The following is a 17646-nucleotide window of genomic DNA, read 5'->3' on the forward strand; positions in this document are numbered from 1 at the left end:
TTCGGTGCGGTTGGCACGAGGAACCCGGTTGGCCCTGTTGCCACCGTCTTTCCTGAGTTCATCGCCCGCGACGGTCAGGAGCCCACGGACGTGGGCCGTCAAGGAGGAAAGCGTCAGGTTGGTGCGGCCCGCAGGCGCAGCCGAGGACACGGCCTGGCGCGCCTTGATGGCACACGGCCACGGGCTACAGTCGCGAGCAAGGTGATGGAGTCAGGAGAGACGGCTGGACATGGCAACGGCCGCCGCGATGTGCAGACCGCACGCAAGCGCAAGCGCGCAGGCCCGAAGCTGGAAGCCGGGCCGTAGGCGTCAGGGATGTGGAAGGCTGGCGAATGCCAGTCCCGTCAGGGATGAGCGAATAGCGAACCTGGAGCAGCGCGGTCTGCGAAGCGGAGACGCCAGTGGCTTCAATGGTTACTATTCAATGCATAACTATTTTGGAGGAAAAATGAAAAATATATTTGAAGAAATAGACGGCATTCATCTCGAAGAAGATGAGCGGTCGAGCTTTGGGAGATTCTGCGATGCATTTCTTGGGGAAAATCCGACTGTTGTCAAAAGACTATTTCCCCTCATTGATGCCTCATCCACAGACGAAAAATTTCAGTCCGACGTGATGCAGGCTTACACCAATGAATGCATCAATGAAAAGCAAGCAATAATGGAAAAACTAGATGCAACGAGAGGTCATCCGGATGCATTGAGGTTTTACACTCCGCAACTTGATCTTGTTGATAGCAAGCTTTCTATAAAGACATTTCAGCAGCTTATTGATTCTCTAGGCAGCCACCTAGACAAGTACGCAGGATCGTTAGAGGTGTTCAATAACGCTTACAAAATAATCCACAATGCAGACGGCACTAAATATATAAGAAATAACTATGTCAATTACTCGATTGGCTCCATTTTGTATCGAAAACACCAGTCCGAAAAAGGCGGGGGCGACATGCTGAGCATGAAATATTCTGATGTCGTCAGGTCTGAATATGAAAAGTTGGGAATTGACATAGAGAAGGAGGATCTCCAGTTTTCAAAATACAAACTCATTAGCCTCAGTGACAATATTCAAATATTCAATGACAAGGACAGTCAAACGATACAGGACAGCCGGCTAGATAAGTATTTCTGGATCAAAGTACCAAGAGGCTTGCTAGCGAGCATTGAATCCCTGATTGAACAAAGAATGATTGCTGAAATTGCATTCAGGGTGGATTATGTTTCCGATCATGTTCCTTCGATGGAGGAGAAGGAGTTTGGATCTCCAATGAAATTGAGTATTTCATCCCTGCCCGAACTATCCAAATTCTACTCTACAGATAATTACAACAATAATCTGTGGATTCAGCATGACCAAATAAAGCAGAGTTTGACATTTGAAGAACTCCTGGAGGATTTTGAGGTGGCTGATGACAATGTCGTCACGCAGGTTATTCACCTTGAATACACATCAAGAGGTGATGAGTTCTTTATAACCCACCTGGATCATGAGTTCATTATTTACACCATTGAACAGTATGGGGAAAGAATGGGCAATGCAGGAGTAAAGGGGCATAGAAAGGTAAAGACATTCAAAGTCGATGGATCAATGATCCCATTCAATTCCAGGGTCAACGGAAATATATTCTTGATTCAGGTTCTCGACGCTTATTTTAATAATAGAGACTTGATTCAAGAGTATTTTGCAGAGGCATCGGCCTAGAGTTCAAGAAGACTACCGCCCCATGCTCGGTTTGTTTTGAGAGAAGGGGCCGAAGCCCCTAGGATCAAATAAGGCCGTATTCCGCAAACGACGTCGTTTTCGTGCCACCCACAACGATGTGATCCAGCACGCACACGTCCACCATCGCCAGCGCCTCCCGAAGTCGCTTCGTCAGCAACTTATCGGCTGCGCTAGGCTCGGGATTCCCGCTCGGGTGGTTATGAGAAATGATGACTGCCGCTGCATTGAGCCGCAGTGCCTCCTTGAGAACTTCACGCGGGTACACCGATGCACTGTCGATGGTGCCCCGGAAAAGCTCGCTGTACTCGATCAGCCTATGTTGCGTATCGAGGAACAACACTGCGAAGACTTCATGCTCCAGGCACGCCAGCTTGGTGCTCAGATACTCCTTTACCGCCATCGGTGATGTAAAGGATTCGCCGCGCGGCATTTTCTGGTCGATGACCAGGCGTGCGGCTTCGAGGATCTGATCGGCAGAAGCTGGCTGGTAGCGCCCACGCGCGCTACGAACCATCAGAACGGAATCGAAGGAAGAAAGAGAAAGTTGCGACATGATCGTGCTCCGGTTGCACGGGCGGAATTGCCCGGAACCGTGGCCAGCACGGCGCAGCGCAAGCAGTCAGGGGTCGCAGACGGCCAATGGGCCGCAAGCGCGCATGGCGCGTGCAGCCATTGACGGCGAGAACGCCGTGATACGGTGAAGGGAACAGCAAGACCGCCCACTCCCACCCACAGCGCACAGTAGGTTTTCATGGCAAGCGAAGCGCGCAGGCCCGTCAGGGCCGAAGATGTCAGGGGTCAAAGCCGAATGGCCACGATTCGGCACGAGGCGCGGGGCGCACGAATTGCTGCTTGGGCTACTCGTGCTGCTCAGCCTGCAAGCGGCCCCGCCCGAGACGGTCGGAAGCGTCGGCGACGTGAGCCACTATGAGCGTGACGCTTTGAAGTGCCTCAGCTAAAATGTAACTATCGCACAGCATTTCAAAATCAAAGTGACGTAAGTCCGAAAGAAGACGCAAATAGACTGCTTTCAATATAGGAGTTACGAAAACACAATGCACCCATTCCAAGAAAACATACAAGCTTGGATTTCTAGGCGTCTTGCAGACCGCACGTCCAGTCAATCCCTTGAGATTCCTTTTGTGCTTTCCAGTGATATAGGACTGGTTCGAAAGGAGAATCAGGATCGAGTGGCCGCTCTCTATACTGGAAAGAAGTCGATAAATCCCCTGTTTGCGATAGCAGTTGCTGATGGCATGGGAGGCATGCGCGATGGAGGGAAATGCTCTTCATTGGCAATATCGAGCTTCTTCTACTCTTTGATACAGCACCGTAATTTAGGTATCAAGGAACGGGCCTATGAAGCTGTAAAAGCGTCAAACAAACAGGTGTTCGACACATATCAAGGCGATGGCGGCTCTACGCTGACTGCCGTTTTGCTTGACTCTCAAGGCACCAAGATAATTGTTCATCTTGGCGATACGCGTGTCTACACTTTCGGGGCTGGGAAAAAGGTTGAGCGGCACACAACGGACGACTCTCTCGTCGAAGCTGTTGGTGGAAGCGGTCGAGAACTACTCCAATTTGTTGGAATGGGCGATTCGATGCAGCCCAAGATAACTGATTTTTTTTGTCAGGAAGGTTTTTGCGCCATTACCACTGATGGCATACACGGCATAGAAGAAAAGACCCTCAGCAGGATTCTAGAAAATTCATCAAGCCTTAATGATGCCTCCGAGCGTCTGAATTCTGTCGCGATGTGGTGCGGGGGGAATGACAACTCAACATCGGCCATATTTGACATTGCCGGAATGCCTCCATCGCTTGCACGATATGAAGGAAGCGGAATCCGTTTATGGGATGCAGCTGGAGATCTAACCACGCTTTGGCTGCGAGAGGAAGACCAGGCCTTTAATGCAAAAAACGCTCAAGTTCCAAACGAGACGAATGAAGCAAAAAATAATTTTTCATCCCAACTGATACCCAGTACGCCGCCGACGAATGAGGGGGCGCCGAAGAAGTCAAAGCCACCCGTTCGCAAATCTCGAAAAAAGAAAAACGAGAATTACCCAGAAGAAGTTCAACTGGATATAGAAATTGGCAGTTCTGCCGAACAGGGAGACGTCGGTGTTGATAGCAAATAGATATAAAACTCTCGACAACTCCGACAGGGGCGGAATGGGGGAGGTAATTTTTTGCGAAGATCTACATCTACAACGTCAAGTTGTGCTAAAGCATCTGCAGGCTGGCGTCGAAGCTCGTAGATTGCTCGATGAGCAAAAGGCATTGTCAAAAGTTAGGTCGAAACACGTCGTTCAACTTTATGACATCGTAAATATTCAAGGAGCAGTCACGCAACAGCCCGCTATTGTCCTTGAGTTTATTGATGGAGAGACACTCCAAGTTGGATCTCTTTCTGCCAATGCGGATTATCTAAACCTGATATGGCAGATTTCATGCGGACTTGCTGACATTCATTCGCACAGAATCATCCATCGAGATATTAAACCCGGAAACATAAAAATAGATGGCGAGGGTGTCGTTAAGATTCTTGATTTCGGTTTGTCTAGAAATACTGCCGATGCAGAGACTAGGAGCATAATAGGAACTCCTATATTTATGGCGCCGGAACTATGGGGTGACCAAACAATCGCGTTTGACTCTTCCATTGATGTCTATGCGTTTGGTGTGACATGTCTGGCCTTGCTGACCAACGAGCCTCCCCTTAGTTTGCGTCATAGGCCTCCAAGCCAGCCAACACTAGCAGATTTTTCTACTCCGTTCGCTGGGATGCCCGCTGAAATTACAAATGCCCTGTTCCAATGTCTTGCGACAAGCAGGCAGGATAGACCATCCATGCAAGCCATCAAGAATTTGTTGGAGAAACATCTTCTGAGGGACAGGCATCGTGCCACGGTTGTTTTAAACGGCGTAGCAAACACACTAGACCACAAGAATAGAAGAATATCTCTGAATGCAACCGTGGGAAGTCTCACGATTGAATATGACGGCTTAGCCTTCACTGTCACTCAGGTCGCTGGTGCCGTTTATATAAATAACACATCCGTCACTGTAGGGGCGATAGTGCCAGGCTGTTGCGTTCTAACCTTCGGCAACGGCAGTGGCAGAAAGTTCGTGACTTTTGATGTTTCAAACCCGGAGGTAATGCCATGAATGCGCAAGATATTGTCTCCGGGCGCTATCGCATAGAGCGCCATATCGGTCGAGGCGGTATGCAAGACGTCTATTTGGCGCAGGACATATTGTTGGAATCTAACGTTGCACTAAAAACACCTCAACCCGGACAGCCCGATAAGAGATTCAAAAGCAGTGCGAAGATTTCCGCTAGAGTTAATCATCATAACGTCGCTAAAACTCTAGACTACATTGAGGAGAATGGTCGGCTTTTTCTTATTGAAGAATTCGTTGATGGCGACAATCTTGAAAATAAGCTCAAGACCTTTGGAGCTATCGACCCGCACCTCGCTGCTCGTATATTTCTGCACGTTTCCAAAGGCGTTGCCGCTTCACATCATGCTGGAGTTGTTCATCGTGACTTGAAGCCAAGCAATATCATTGTTGAACATGGCATTAATTTGCATGAACTGAAAATAACTGATTTCGGCATCGCTACACTAACAGAAGAAGTTTTTGACGAAGCTGCGCGGGAAGGCGATATAACCAGATCGACATCTGGAACAATTCGCGGAGCTCTTCCTTATATGGCACCAGAGATGATGTTCAGGCAGCCGGGTGAACACCCAGGCGCCTCAGTCGACATTTGGTCGCTCGGCGCTATGATGTTCCAGATATTGACCGGAAAAGTTCCTTTCGGCGTCTATCTCCAGGCGGCTGTCAATGTTCAAAATAGAAATAGAGAACCGTGGCCGGACTTCATGACGTCAAACCCGCAATATAAGATTCTTGCGCAGCAGTTACAATCCCTCGTGGAAGACTGCCTTCAGTACAATGTTGCAGATCGCCCTACCGCTGATGATGTTGTTGCGAAGATTTCTAATCTTTGCTTTATCGGTGTTGACAGAAAAGTTGGAAGTGTGACCAACCTGATTCAAAATGGATATAGCGGATTCATAGACGGGGATGACGGTGTAACGACCTTTTTTAGTCGAGAAAGCGTTTATGGGTCAAAGTCATCAGCCATGCCTGGAAAGAGAGTGTGCTATTCGAATTTCCCGGGATCGCCGCGTGACCGAGGTCATCCGATCATTGTGATCGAATAATTTTTAGTAATTAAGTGGGGACTCCAACGTCCCCATTTTTTTAGATTCATGTCAAGTAACGCTCGGCAAGCGATAGATTGTCCCGTCTTGAGCAGCCCAGTGCGCAAGTGAGCGTTCCCTTGATCTGCTGCATCAGTTGATGATCGGTCAGCGAAGGATCAGGACTCCCACTAGGATCGTTTTAGGTGATTGGAGGCCAGATACCGCAGATAGCTTGAGCGGCACATTGGGAAGCTAGTCTGTTTGAGACAAGGCTAATCGTTGCGCGTTTCTCGCTGTTCTAGCTGCAACTGCGCCCGCTGAGTTGCCTGTTGTAGCCGCTCCACTAGAACGCCCCTCGGCGGCAAGGCTGTCAGGTACTCGGCGACGTGGATTCCGGACTTGTCCAGTTCCAGCAATTCGATCTGCTCGCGCTTCTTGCCAGTGCAAAGAATGATCCCCAGCGGCGAGGCCTCCTCTGGCTCCCGCTCGTGCTTGTCTAGCCAGCGCAAGTAAAGCTCCATCTGCCCCTTGTGCGCGGCCTTGAACTCGCCGATCTTCAACTCCACCGCCACCAGCCGCCGCAGCTTGCGGTTGTAGAACAGCAGGTCAAGGTGGAAATCCTCGTCGTCGATCTGGATGCGTTTCTGACGGGCGACGAAGCAAAAGCCCGCGCCCAGCTCCAGTAAGAAGGCTTCCATTTCGCGGATGATGGCTGCCTCCAGGTCGCTTTCCTGCCAGCTATCCCGCAGCCCCAGGAAGTCGAGGATGTAGGGATCGCGCATGACCAGCGCCGGGGTCATGCGCTTTGCATCGCGCAGGGTCGCCAACTCCTGCGCGATGGTTTCTTCCGGTTTTTGGGACAGCGCCGTGCGCTCGTACAACATCGAGTCGATGCGCTCGCGTAGCGTCCGCACGCTCCAGCGCTCGGTGCTCGCCATCTGCGCGTAATAGTCCCGCTGGAGCGGATCTTTCAGCGGCAGCCGACGTCCCCCCTCAATTGAGTAGCAAGTTGCTTTGGAGTCCAATCCCCAACGAGAAGGAGATTGGACGTGAAAAAGCGTTTCAGCGAAGAGCAGATCATCGGCTTCTTGCGTGAAGCCGAGGCCGGGCTGCCGGTCAAGGAGCTGTGCCGTCGGCACGGCTTCAGCGAGGCGTCGTACTACCTGTGGCGCAGCAAGTTCGGCGGCATGAATGTGTCGGAGGCCAAGCGCCTGAAGGAACTGGAGACCGAGAACGCGCGCTTGAAGAAGCTGTTGGCCGAGCAGGTCCTCGAGAACGAAGTGATCAAGGACGTGCTGCGAAAAAAATGGTGAGCGCACCCGCCCGACGCGAGCAGGTGCGCTACATGGCAGGCAAAGGACTCAGCGAGCGGCGCGCTCTGCGCGTGGTCGGCATGAGTGCCAGCGCACTGCGCTACACGCCTCGTCCGGACCGCAATGTAGAACTGCGGGCGCAGATCCAGGCCTTGGCGCATCGGCACAAGCGCTACGGGGTGGGCATGATCTACCTCAAGCTGCGGCAAGGCGGCCAGGTCGTGAACTACAAGCGCGTCGAGCGGCTGTATCAGCAGGCGAGACTGCAGGTGCGGCGGCGCAAGCGCAAGAAGGTGCCCCTGGGCGAACGGCAACCACTGATTCGTCCGGTTGCGGCCAACGAGGTGTGGTCGATGGACTTTATCTTCGATCGCACAGCCGACGGCCGTGTCATCAAGTGCCTGGTGATTGTGGATGACGCCAGCCACGAGGCGGTGGCAATCGAGGTCGAGCGTGCGATCTCGGGCCACGGCGTCAGCCGCGTGCTGGACCGCCTGGCACTCAGCCGTGGCCTGCCGAAGGTGATCCGGACCGATAACGGCAAGGAATTCTGCGGCAAGGCAATGGTGGCCTGGGCGCACGAACGTGGCGTGTCGCTGCGTCTGATCCAGCCGGGCAAGCCGAATCAGAACGCTTACGTTGAATCGTTCAACGGGCGCCTGCGCGACGAATGCCTCAACGAGCACTGGTTCCCAACACTGCTGCACGCGCGCACCGAGATCGAGCGCTGGCGGCGGGAGTACAACGAAGAGCGGCCGAAGAAATCGCTCGGCGGGCTAACGCCTGCCGCCTATGCCCAACAGCTGGCGGTGAAACCGCTACGATAAAGCCGGACTCCAAACAGCTCCGCTACTGAAAGCGGGGGGACGTCGCAGCAATGCCACGAAATGCGACCAGCTCAATTGTCGTGACAGCGTCACGACAATTGGCTCTTCGGGGTAAGTGGCCGCGAACTGCACCATCCGGCGCAGGTTCTTATCCGCGAAGCTGCGCCCGTAGTCGCGGACAAGCTGCTCGGCCAGGGATGGCATGATTTCCTCGCCGTACTCGGCCCGCTGCCCGGCCAGCACCTCCGTATGGATACGCTGGCCGATCCTCCAGAACAGCAAGGTCAGTTCAGCATTGACCGCCGAGGCGGCGCGCTGGCGCGCAGCCTCAATCAGTGCCCGAATGTCACCCAACAGTGCCTTCGGCGCTGCTGGTGAAGGGGTGGACACCTTGCGCCTGCTCATGCCGCCACCTCCGCAGGGGATTGCTTAGCGCCGGTGATCGCCTTGCGTCGGTTCGCCACCAACTCGGCGGCCTCTCGCACGGGCTTGTCTTCGGTATGGACGTAGCGCATGAACATCGCCACGGTCTTGTGCGCCGTCAGAGCCATACCGACCTTCACCGGGATGCCAGAATTGGCAATGTCCGTCGCCGAGCGGTGACGGATGCCGTGCGTACCCACATGCGTCACGCCAGCGGCTTTGAGAGTGCGGCTCCAACCGTTGTAATACTCCCCGTCGGTCAAATGCCGATCAGGGTGCCGCGGAGACGGTAATACATGGGGCGTCGTAGCATTGCGAGCCGCCGTCGAAAGAAGCCGATAGGCTTCTTCGCTCATGGGCTTGGACATACCGCCTGTCTTGCTGTCAGGCCACACCACCCGCCGGTTTTCCAGATCAATCCAATCCCATTGGAGTGAGACGATCTCAGAAAGGCGAGCAGCAAACTCGAATTGCAGGCGGATGGCCAGCGGGATCACTACATGCTCCAGCCCTTCCGCCTCCAACTGGTCAAGGTAGCGAAACAACTTGCCCATTTCCTCATCGCTGATGAGGTGAGTCGCCTTGCCGTTCGGGTACATGGGCACATGGCGGCATGGGTTGGTGCCGTCAGGGCGATAGCCCCATACCTCGGCCAAGTTGAACATCTTGCGCATCACGCTGAACGTGCGGTTCGCATCGGCGGGCTTGTGCGCCATCTTCTTCATCATTGAAGCCACGTCAGGCCGCTTCAGATCCTGCACCTTCATGCGACCAAGCATTGGGATGATGTTGCGATCAATGACGCTCTGGTAGCCTTCTTGCGTGCTCGGCTTGTTGCGCTGGCTGGAGTAGTCCTCCATGAACTTGATGCACAGTTCCTTGACTGTGGGTGCCTGACGCGCTGCAGCCTTCTCTGCGGCAGGATCTCCACCCCGGCGCACTTGCGCCAGCCACTCCTGCGCCAGCGATCGAGCCTGTTCGACGGTCAGTTCTCCGTATAGGCCCAAGGCAGGTTTGCGCCGCTCTCCGGCGTTTGTGCGGTACTGGAGCATGAACACCTTGCGGCCTGCCGGGGTGATCTTGCACAGGAAGCCAGGAACCAGGGTATCGCGCAGTTCGACTGGCTGCGCTTGGGCTTGTGCCGCATCGACTGCGGACTTGGTGAGTTTGATTTTCGCCATGATGACTCCTCGGAAGACCCGATTTCCAGGAGCCTGTTGGGAGCCAAGCGGGTGGAAGCCGGGTCAAGTTTCAGAAAGCACCGGCATATGATGAACTCGCCTAAGTTATTGATAAACCTGCTGTATCTGGCTGTGGCGTAGTCCAGCGAAGTTCGGTGCTGGAGTCATGGTGAAATAAAAAAGAACTGACAAAAGCCATAACACTGACAACGGGAATGCTTGCACTGGCAGAGCCTCTGCTGGTGATGGCACAGGATGGTACCGGAGAAGCTCGCTCAAGAACACGTAACAGTCTGCTGGAGGAAGTGGTGGTCACGGCACAGCGCCGGGAGCAGAACCTCAATGATGTGCCGATTGCGGTGACGGCGCTCAATGGGGAACAGCTCGACACGCTGGGTGTGACCGACACCCGCGATCTGAATATCGTTGTCCCCGGATTCTCGGCGTCCAATGGCGGTTATGGAACACCGGTATACACCCTTCGCGGTGTCGGTTTTCCGGATTCCACCTATTTCGCCAGCCCGACAACCGGTGTGTATATCGACGAAGTCAGCATGCCGTACTCCATTATGTCGAAAGGGCCCAACCTCGATGTACAAAGGGTGGAAGTATTGAAAGGTCCTCAGGGAACGCTGTACGGGCGCAGCACCACTGGCGGCGCCATTAATTATATTGCTGAAAAACCCACGGACGAATTCGCCACCGGCTTTACCGCCTCGTATGGTCGCTGGGACAGAAAAGATCTGGAAGCCTATGTCAGTGGGCCGATTACCGACAATTTCAAATACCGGCTGGCAGGTCGTTATATTCTTCAGGAAGAACCCTGGCAGTACAGTAATACCCAGCATGACAACCGCCACGGTGAAGAAGACAAGTTTTCGCTGCGGGGAATTCTGGACTGGGATCTCAGCGATAACACCAGCGCACGTTTAATGCTGGCTGGCTGGAAAGACAGGAGTGATGCACAGGCGGGACAGCCGGTGTATTTCAATGCACAGAACCCGCAGAGTGAATTGCTCACCTCAATTAATGTGCAGAACTATCCCTATATTCCGGATACTGACGACCCGCGGGTGATGGAATTCTGTAAAGGGGATCCCTCCTGTGTGGATGTGACCGGCAAACCGTACGATTTCAAAAACGACGAGAGCTTCTATCAGGCGGCCCTGAGATTATCGACCTTTTTTACCGAGTCTCTGGAAGCGATTTTATTGGTCTCGTACAACAAGTTCGAGTCGGACGGCACCGAAATTCCCTCCTCGTCCTATAACAAGCGTCATATTGAAACGACCATTTTTTCTGAAATTGAAAACCTGGATGTTGAGTTTCGTCTGAGCGGCACCGGCGAACTGTTCTCGCGGGACATTAAATGGACCGCGGGTGTTCATACCACGCCGCAGGAAGAGGGCAGCGATGTGCGCCTGTTTGGCGCCAGCGATAACAACAGCGTGTTTTATGTGGTGCCGCTGGTGGGGGCTTTGCCGGGGCTGGACGACATCAGTCTGCTGGGCAGTTACTACTACAGCTATGGCTATATGGATTATCAGTCGCAGTCGGCATTCGGCAACATGGAATGGCAGCTCAGCGACACCTTCCGCCTGAGTCTGGGTGCGCGCTATACCGATGAGGAGCGCGACTTTACCGGCTGTCTGGGCGACGATGCGCGCGACAACAATATCAATGTGAATCTGGTGTTTACCGCGCTGTCTTTACAGCGTGCGTTGCTGGCGGGAACGCTGCCCGATACCACCTCGCCGGGGGAGTGTATTTCACTGGCTGAGGACGGCAGCCTGGAGCCCTACGCGGATACGTTGGAAGAACACAGTCTGTCCTGGCGGGCGGTGCTGGACTGGGAACCCAGCGACAACACACTGATTTATCTGTCGCGGTCTCGCGGCTTTAAATCCGGCAGCTTCCCGGTGACCAATACCACCGACCAGGGACAGTATCAGCCCGCCAAGCAGGAGCAGGTGGACGCGTATGAAATCGGGGCGAAACTGAATTACTTCGATCGACGCTTGCAGTTCAATACGGCGCTGTTCTACTACGACTACAGCGACAAGCAACTGTTCTCGCGGATTCAGGACCCGCTGTTCGGCTCACTGCCCCAACTGCAGAATGCTCCGTCGTCGGAGGTGCGAGGTATTGAATTTGATATCTCCGGCGCGCCCATCGACGGTCTGTATCTGTCGGCCGCGGCGGCGTATATCGAAACCGAGGTAAAGGAATTCCCCAACGCCTTTAATACCCGGGGCGAACCCACCGACGTAACGGGGCAGTCGTTTAACTACTCGCCTGAGCTGACCTATACCTTTCTGGTCGATTACAGCCTGCCGATCGCCAGCAACTACGAGGCCGGTGTGGGGGTGGACTACAGCTATAAGGACGAGACCAACTCCACACTGGATGGCGATCCGTTCTTTGCCCATGACGACTTCGGTATTACCAATGCGCGACTGCGCTTCGGGCGCTCGGACGGCGAGTGGATGCTTACCTTCTACGGTCGCAATATTTTCAATGAGTACGCAACAACCGCCCACGCTCAGGTGGTCAGCGATATTGTGACCCGCTATGTGTCGGCGCCAAAAACCTGGGCGATTGCACTCGATTACAACTATTGATTCACCACGGGGACTCCCCTCTTCGAGGTGATTGATGCGGCTCGGTCGAGCCGCTTTTTTCTTTACAGACGACAGGAGGCACTGTGTCCAGAACCTATGTAGCCGGAGTCGGTATGGTGAAGTTTGCCAAACCGGGCAGTCAGCAACCGTATCGCCAGATGGCCAAAGCCGCTATCGACAAGGCGTTGACGGATGCCGGATTCAGTTTTGCCGATGTTGACCAGGCATTTGCCGGATATATCTACGGCGATAGCTGCTGCGGGCAGCACGCCATTTACGATGCGGGCATGAGCGGCATCCCCATTTTTAATGTGAACAATAACTGTGCCTCGGGTTCGACGGCGCTCTATCTGGCGCGGCAGGCGATCCAGTCCGGTAGTGCGGAATGTGTGCTGGTGCTCGGCTTTGAGGAGATGTTCCCCGGTGCGATCAGTTCCCAATGGGACCAGCACGAATCGCCGTTCAAGCGCTTTGACGATGCCCTCGATACCATGGGCTATCCCACCGGGCCGTTGGCGCTGCGTTGCTTTGGCGCGGCGGGGCACCACTATGTTGAGAAATACGGCGCCGAGCCCAGCCTGTTTGCCGAGGTGGCCGTGAAGACCCGGCGTCACGCTACCAAGAATCCGCTGGCCCTGTTCAATGCCCCGCTGACCGTAGATGAGGTGATGGCCGGGCCGCCGCTGTATATGAACTACCTGACGCGGTTGATGTGTTGCCCGCCGACCTGCGGCGCGGCAGCGGCGTTGTTGTGCAGTGACGATTTTCTCCGCCAGCGGGGTGTGGATCAGGCCATTGAAATTGCCGGGCAGGGCATGGCGACGGATACCGCCAGCAGTTGGGACGATCCCATGCAGTTGGTCGGTGCGGGCATGAGTCGGGCCGCCAGCCAGCTGGCCTATGAGCAGGCGGGCGTCGGGCCAGACGATCTGGATCTGGTTGAGTTGCACGACTGCTTTACCACTAACGAAGTCATCAGCTACGAGGCGCTGGGCTTGTGCGGAGAGGGCGAGGCCAGTCGCTTCGTTGCCGACGGGCAAAACAGCTATGGCGGGAGCGTGGTCGTGAATCCGTCCGGTGGCCTGATGTCCAAGGGGCATCCCATTGGCGCGACAGGACTGGCGCAATGTTATGAACTGGTTTCCCAGCTTCGTGGACAGGCTGGAGAGCGCCAGGTGGACAACGCCCGGCATGGCTTGCAGCACAATATCGGCTTGGGCGGTGCGGCGGTCGTTACGCTGTATCGTCGTCCGTAAACTAGCGGGGCGGCTGCGCCCCGCAGGGATAAAACCGGCTTCGCCGTGTTATTCAGGCAGTGATGCCTTGGCAATCCTTGCCGTGCGCACGCGCTGCGGGTGGTCGCCAACCGGAATGCGCGCCACTTCGGTGTCGGTCGCATAGGAGAAGACCGACAAGGTATCGTCGCCGGCAACCGATACATAGCAGAATTTACCGTCCTCGCTGGTGGTTGCCCAGTAGGTGCGCGCGCCCAGATCGTGGATGGAATAGGTGAGCGTGTTGAGGTCCACCATCGCGGCATAGTTCGACATTGTGCCTGCAATACAGAGTGTGTCGCCCGCGCCGTTAATGGCGATGCCGTGGTGAGCGGAGTCCAGGATGTAGTCGATTTTTGGCAGGTCTCTGGCTTCTTCGCTCAGGGGCAGATTTACGACACGCACGACCTCATTCTTTTCAAGGTCGTATTCGATGAAGCCGTGAAAGAACGACACCTGAAAATACAGGGTTTTTTCATCGGGGCTTAGCGCCATCGGGCGAACCGCAGAACTCATATTGGGGTAGCCCGCGTCCTCAAGCACCTTCCCCATATCCAGACGTTTGATAATTTCCAGGGTCTCGGCATCGACGATCTGGAAATAGCGTTCACCCTTGGTGGTATCCAGAATGGGGTTGTCGAAAGGGGTGTAGATCAGGCCAATGCTGGCGTGAAAAATCTTTGAGCCATCGATGGAGTAATTGTTTTCGTGGGGCGAGTCGCCGGACTCGAATTCGCCGACAATTTCGCCGGTAGCGGTGTCGAGAAGGTGAACCACGTTGCCGGTCGAGGCTGACACCGCAAGGCGCTCGCCGTCGGGCGAAATGGCCATGTGATCAGACCGCTGTCCGGCCACTTTGGTACGCCACACAATGTCGCCGCTGGCGATATCAATGGCAACCACGTCCGCAAGGCTCGGGCGCGAGACAAACAGGGTTTTTCCGTCGTTAGAGGCAAACATATCATCGACGAGCTGGTCGTTGCCCTCGCCAATCAACTGCTGGATCGCCAGGTAATAGGCGAAACGTATGGGGTTGGTAAGAATCTCCAGCTTGCGTTCTTCCAGATCGGGTACCACATTGATGCGGGCCAGCCGCGTATAGCCGGGCACGGAAAGAATATCCGCCGTGCCATCCCAGTTATTGCCCACCAGCAGCACTTCCTGCGTATTGGCGTCGGCGCGTTGATCGGGCTCAGCGCTTGAGTCTGAGGAGGAGCTGCCTCCGCCGCCACAGCCACTGAGTAACAGGGCCGCCACAATGGATGCCGCGACAGGGCGTAAACGGCGGAGCTGTGTTGTTAATAGCGCGATATATAAAGTTCGTAACATCTCAAAAAACTCCCGGTATGAGTAAAACGTAAACGAACGCCATCTTTTCGCTCGTGTCTCTGCGGACAGTAGCGTGACAAGGCTCGGTATTTTTGCCGCCAGTCCATCTGTCTTTGATAAGCACAGTTAAGCGAAGGCGGGGTGTTGCTTGCTTGGGTCAGGGGGAATGCCGCCAATTCGTGAGCGCCGCCAGCCATTGCGCGTATTACTGCGTTGACCGGTCATACAGCGGCTTTTATCGATTTGGCATGAGGCAGACGTGTGCATGCTTGGCGCCGAGGCGCCTGTCTGCCGTTCGCGAGCTTGAGTATTGCGGTAAGGGCTTCTCCTTTCTCAATAGACTTGTTTTGTGTGATGGGGATGAAGTATGTTTTTGTAAACGATTACATAATAATGTCAAGCCTGAGACCGGAAAGTCCTCCTGTTTTGGGCGTGGGGCCTCAGGATTTATGCGCAAGTTCTCCATTTTTTCGATGGCAATGCTGTTTTTGCTCTTCGCAGTTAACGCTCAGGCACAGGCGCGTCCGAATATTCTGTTGTTGGTGGCCGAGGACCTTGGCCCGCGCCTGAACAGCTTCGGTGATTCGCTGGCGCAGACCCCCAATCTTGATGCACTGGCCAGTAGTGGTGTGCGCTTTGATCAGGTGTTTGCGACCGCCGGTGTTTGTGCGCCCAGTCGGGCTGCACTGATTACCGGGGTTCATCAAAACAGTTTTGGAGCAGGGCATATGCGGGCTTCTGACGGGCTTGGTGGCGACTACCTCGCGGTACCCCCTCATGACCTGAAGGCCTTTCCGGAATTGTTGAGAGCCGCGGGTTACTACACCTATGTGAATGACAAGCTGGACTACCAGTTTTCGGGAACACAGCCGGGCTCGGGGCCGTTTACGATCTGGGATCAGGAATCGAGCCTCTTCTCGCCGGTGAGCTGGCGAGATCGTCCCGCGCAGCGGCCATTTTTCGGTATGTACAATTTCATGGAAACCCATGAATCCGCTCTGTTCCCGCGTTGCTGCTGGCCTCGCAGTGGCCTTCACGCCCTGATGGCGGCCATGCAGATATACCGGCATTGGGGTGAGCCATCACCCGTGAGCGAAGACAGGGTAAGTGTGCCGCCTTACTACCCTGATACGCCTGCGGTGCGCCGCGACATTGCCCGTCAGTACAACAATATTGCGACGATGGACCGGCGTGTTGGCGAGATTATGACTGCCTTGCAGCGAGAGGCGCTGCTGGATTCGACGATTGTTATCTGGCTGTCTGATCACGGCGATGGTCTGCCCAGAGCCAAGCGCGAACTGTTCGACTCGGGGCTGCATGTGCCGATGATTATCTACTGGCCTGAGGCGTTCCGCCCCGGCGGGTTATCGCCTGGTCAGGTGGACTCACGCTTGATCAGCTTCGTGGATCTGGCGCCTACGATTTTAACAATGGCCGGTGTTGCTCCCCCGGCCTTTATGCACGGGCAGGATTTTCTGGATCGGGGGCATCCCCCGCGGCGCTATATCTATGCCGCGAAAGACCGGATGGATGAGGTCGAGGATCGCCAGCGGGCGGTGCGTGATCATCGCTACAAGTACATCCGCAATTACCAGTCTGGCCGCCCTGGCGCCCAGCCGCTGGCGTTCAGGGATTATCTGGGCAGTATGCAGTCACTCTGGGCGGCAAAGCGGAAGGGGGAGTTGAATACGGAGCAGGCACAATGGTTTGCACCGCGCCCTCCCGAGGAGCTCTACGATACTCAGCTCGATCCCCATGAGGTTCGCAACATCGCATCGTTGCCCGCCTATCGCCCGATTTTGCTGCGTATGCGGCAGGCGCTGGATCACTGGCAGCGCGAGGTGCCAGATATGGGCAGCCTGAACGAGTCCGAAATGGCCGAGCGTTTCTGGCCGGGCGGTCAGGCACCGATAACGGCGAAGCCTGAGCTGGAATACACGGCCGCGAAAAGTGAGGTCCGTATAGTCGCTGGTACGCAGGGAGCGTCGGTCGGGTATCGCGCCAATGACGGGCGCTGGCTGCTCTATCGTGACCCGGTACCCGTTAAAGCGGGCGACCGGGTAGCCTCAAAATCCGTGCGCTATGGCTGGCGCGAAAGCCCGGTGGTCGAGCTGGTGGCGCCGTAAGTGAGAGCTTATTGATCCGCTGCCGGGAGGAGGGTCAGCAGGCTGTCCAGCTCTTGCTGGCTGACAATGCCGTCTTTGAAGAAACGCAGCGTGCCTTTGGGGTCCACGAGGAAAATCGCGCTGCCGCCGGGTTTGAGTTCCCAGGCCTGACGACCGTTGTCCATGTCGCCAATCAGCGGGCTGTCGGGGTATTTCCGCTTATTGTTCTCCAGTTCGGCGAGTGCGAATCCCGTCGCGCCGAATGGCACGTCGCGAACATTGATGATGTTGAAAATATTAACGGCTACGCCTTGAGCGCGTTTTTCGGATACGGCGTCGACAACGTGGCGATTCACTTTGCTGGCTTTGGGGCGCGCCGCCATGTACTGCAGCAGGGCCCAGTCCCCATTCAATGAGCTGGTAGCCCAGGGGCGGTAGTCTATCGCTTTGCCGTTAAGGTGGAGTTCGCCCTTGTCGCGAATCTCCAGCGACGGCATCGGCTCGCCAACCGTTGGGCTTGCGGCATAACTGCTTAAGCTGAGCAGGAATAGTGTGGCCATAACGATAAAACGCATTGCTTTCTCCTTGTTTGGGTGTCGTACTATTCAGCGATTCGCCCATCGGTGGGGA

General features: G+C 55.1%; 14 protein-coding genes. 8 read left to right on the forward strand and 6 right to left on the reverse strand.

Annotated elements, in window-relative coordinates; all coding sequences use genetic code 11:
- Positions 1-229 precede the first annotated feature (229 nt).
- Positions 230-1699 (forward strand): hypothetical protein, encoded by a 1470-nt coding sequence (locus G411_RS0118200; RefSeq protein WP_022960622.1) that lies wholly within the window; start codon positions 230-232, stop codon positions 1697-1699.
- A gap of 64 nt (positions 1700-1763) precedes the next feature.
- Here G411_RS0118200 and radC read toward each other — a convergent pair whose 3' ends face one another.
- Positions 1764-2273 (reverse strand): RadC family protein, encoded by a 510-nt coding sequence (gene radC, locus G411_RS0118205; protein WP_022960623.1) that lies wholly within the window; start codon positions 2271-2273, stop codon positions 1764-1766.
- 637 nt (positions 2274-2910) lie between these two features.
- On the opposite strand from radC, the gene G411_RS21720 reads away from it, so the two are divergent.
- From G411_RS21720 to G411_RS0118225, 3 genes are read left to right on the forward strand one after another with little or no spacing between them, the layout of a single operon-like run.
- The gene (locus G411_RS21720; RefSeq protein WP_060494925.1) at positions 2911-3864 is read left to right on the forward strand and encodes a PP2C family protein-serine/threonine phosphatase; all 954 of its coding nucleotides are present in this window, start codon (positions 2911-2913) and stop codon (positions 3862-3864) included.
- Complete coding sequence (locus G411_RS0118220) at positions 3848-4894, forward strand: serine/threonine protein kinase (protein ID WP_022960626.1); 1047 nt, start codon at positions 3848-3850, stop codon at positions 4892-4894. Before G411_RS21720 ends, G411_RS0118220 begins: the two co-directional genes overlap by 17 nt.
- Positions 4891-5961 carry a serine/threonine-protein kinase gene (locus G411_RS0118225; protein WP_022960627.1) on the forward strand — a complete coding sequence of 357 codons (1071 nt, stop codon included), beginning with the start codon at positions 4891-4893 and terminating at the stop codon, positions 5959-5961. The genes G411_RS0118220 and G411_RS0118225 overlap by 4 nt, the downstream gene beginning before the upstream one ends.
- Before the next feature lie 254 nt (positions 5962-6215).
- Here G411_RS0118225 and G411_RS21130 read toward each other — a convergent pair whose 3' ends face one another.
- Positions 6216-7082, reverse strand: a complete 867-nt coding sequence (locus G411_RS21130; RefSeq protein ID WP_022960628.1) for a PDDEXK nuclease domain-containing protein — start codon at positions 7080-7082, stop codon at positions 6216-6218.
- Between G411_RS21130 and G411_RS0118240 the strand changes: the two genes are divergently transcribed.
- A protein-coding gene (locus tag G411_RS0118240; RefSeq protein ID WP_157581407.1) for an IS3 family transposase occupies positions 6993-8083 on the forward strand; the annotation gives its coding sequence in 2 pieces (ribosomal slippage) (positions 6993-7251 and positions 7251-8083; 1092 coding nt in all). The genes G411_RS21130 and G411_RS0118240 overlap by 90 nt on opposite strands.
- On the opposite strand, the gene G411_RS0118245 is transcribed toward G411_RS0118240, so the two are convergent.
- Both G411_RS0118245 and G411_RS0118250 read right to left on the reverse strand, forming a co-directional pair.
- A complete protein-coding gene (locus tag G411_RS0118245; protein ID WP_022960630.1) occupies positions 8075-8488 on the reverse strand; it encodes a DUF1016 N-terminal domain-containing protein in 414 nt (137 codons plus the stop codon). The genes G411_RS0118240 and G411_RS0118245 overlap by 9 nt on opposite strands.
- A complete protein-coding gene (locus G411_RS0118250; protein WP_022960631.1) occupies positions 8485-9687 on the reverse strand; it encodes a tyrosine-type recombinase/integrase in 1203 nt (400 codons plus the stop codon). The genes G411_RS0118245 and G411_RS0118250 overlap by 4 nt, the downstream gene beginning before the upstream one ends.
- Positions 9688-9902: 215 nt before the next feature.
- Between G411_RS0118250 and G411_RS0118255 the strand changes: the two genes are divergently transcribed.
- The gene (locus tag G411_RS0118255; RefSeq protein ID WP_022960632.1) at positions 9903-12308 is read left to right on the forward strand and encodes a TonB-dependent receptor; all 2406 of its coding nucleotides are present in this window, start codon (positions 9903-9905) and stop codon (positions 12306-12308) included.
- An 83-nt stretch (positions 12309-12391) separates the two neighbouring features.
- The gene (locus G411_RS0118260) at positions 12392-13564 is read left to right on the forward strand and encodes a lipid-transfer protein (protein WP_022960633.1); all 1173 of its coding nucleotides are present in this window, start codon (positions 12392-12394) and stop codon (positions 13562-13564) included.
- 48 nt (positions 13565-13612) lie between these two features.
- On the opposite strand, the gene G411_RS0118265 is transcribed toward G411_RS0118260, so the two are convergent.
- Positions 13613-14911, reverse strand: coding sequence for a YncE family protein (locus tag G411_RS0118265; RefSeq protein ID WP_028968589.1), 1299 nt, complete (start codon positions 14909-14911; stop codon positions 13613-13615).
- A gap of 449 nt (positions 14912-15360) precedes the next feature.
- On the opposite strand from G411_RS0118265, the gene G411_RS0118270 reads away from it, so the two are divergent.
- On the forward strand, positions 15361-17037 hold the full coding sequence (locus G411_RS0118270) for a sulfatase family protein (RefSeq protein WP_022960635.1): 1677 nt from the start codon (positions 15361-15363) through the stop codon (positions 17035-17037).
- A gap of 8 nt (positions 17038-17045) precedes the next feature.
- Here the strand turns inward: G411_RS0118270 and G411_RS0118275 are convergent, their stop codons facing one another.
- Positions 17046-17591, reverse strand: coding sequence for a YtfJ family protein (locus G411_RS0118275; RefSeq protein ID WP_022960636.1), 546 nt, complete (start codon positions 17589-17591; stop codon positions 17046-17048).
- Positions 17592-17646 lie beyond the last annotated feature (55 nt).

It is taken from the genome of Spongiibacter tropicus DSM 19543 (genome assembly GCF_000420325.1).
GTDB lineage: Bacteria > Pseudomonadota > Gammaproteobacteria > Pseudomonadales > Spongiibacteraceae > Spongiibacter > Spongiibacter tropicus.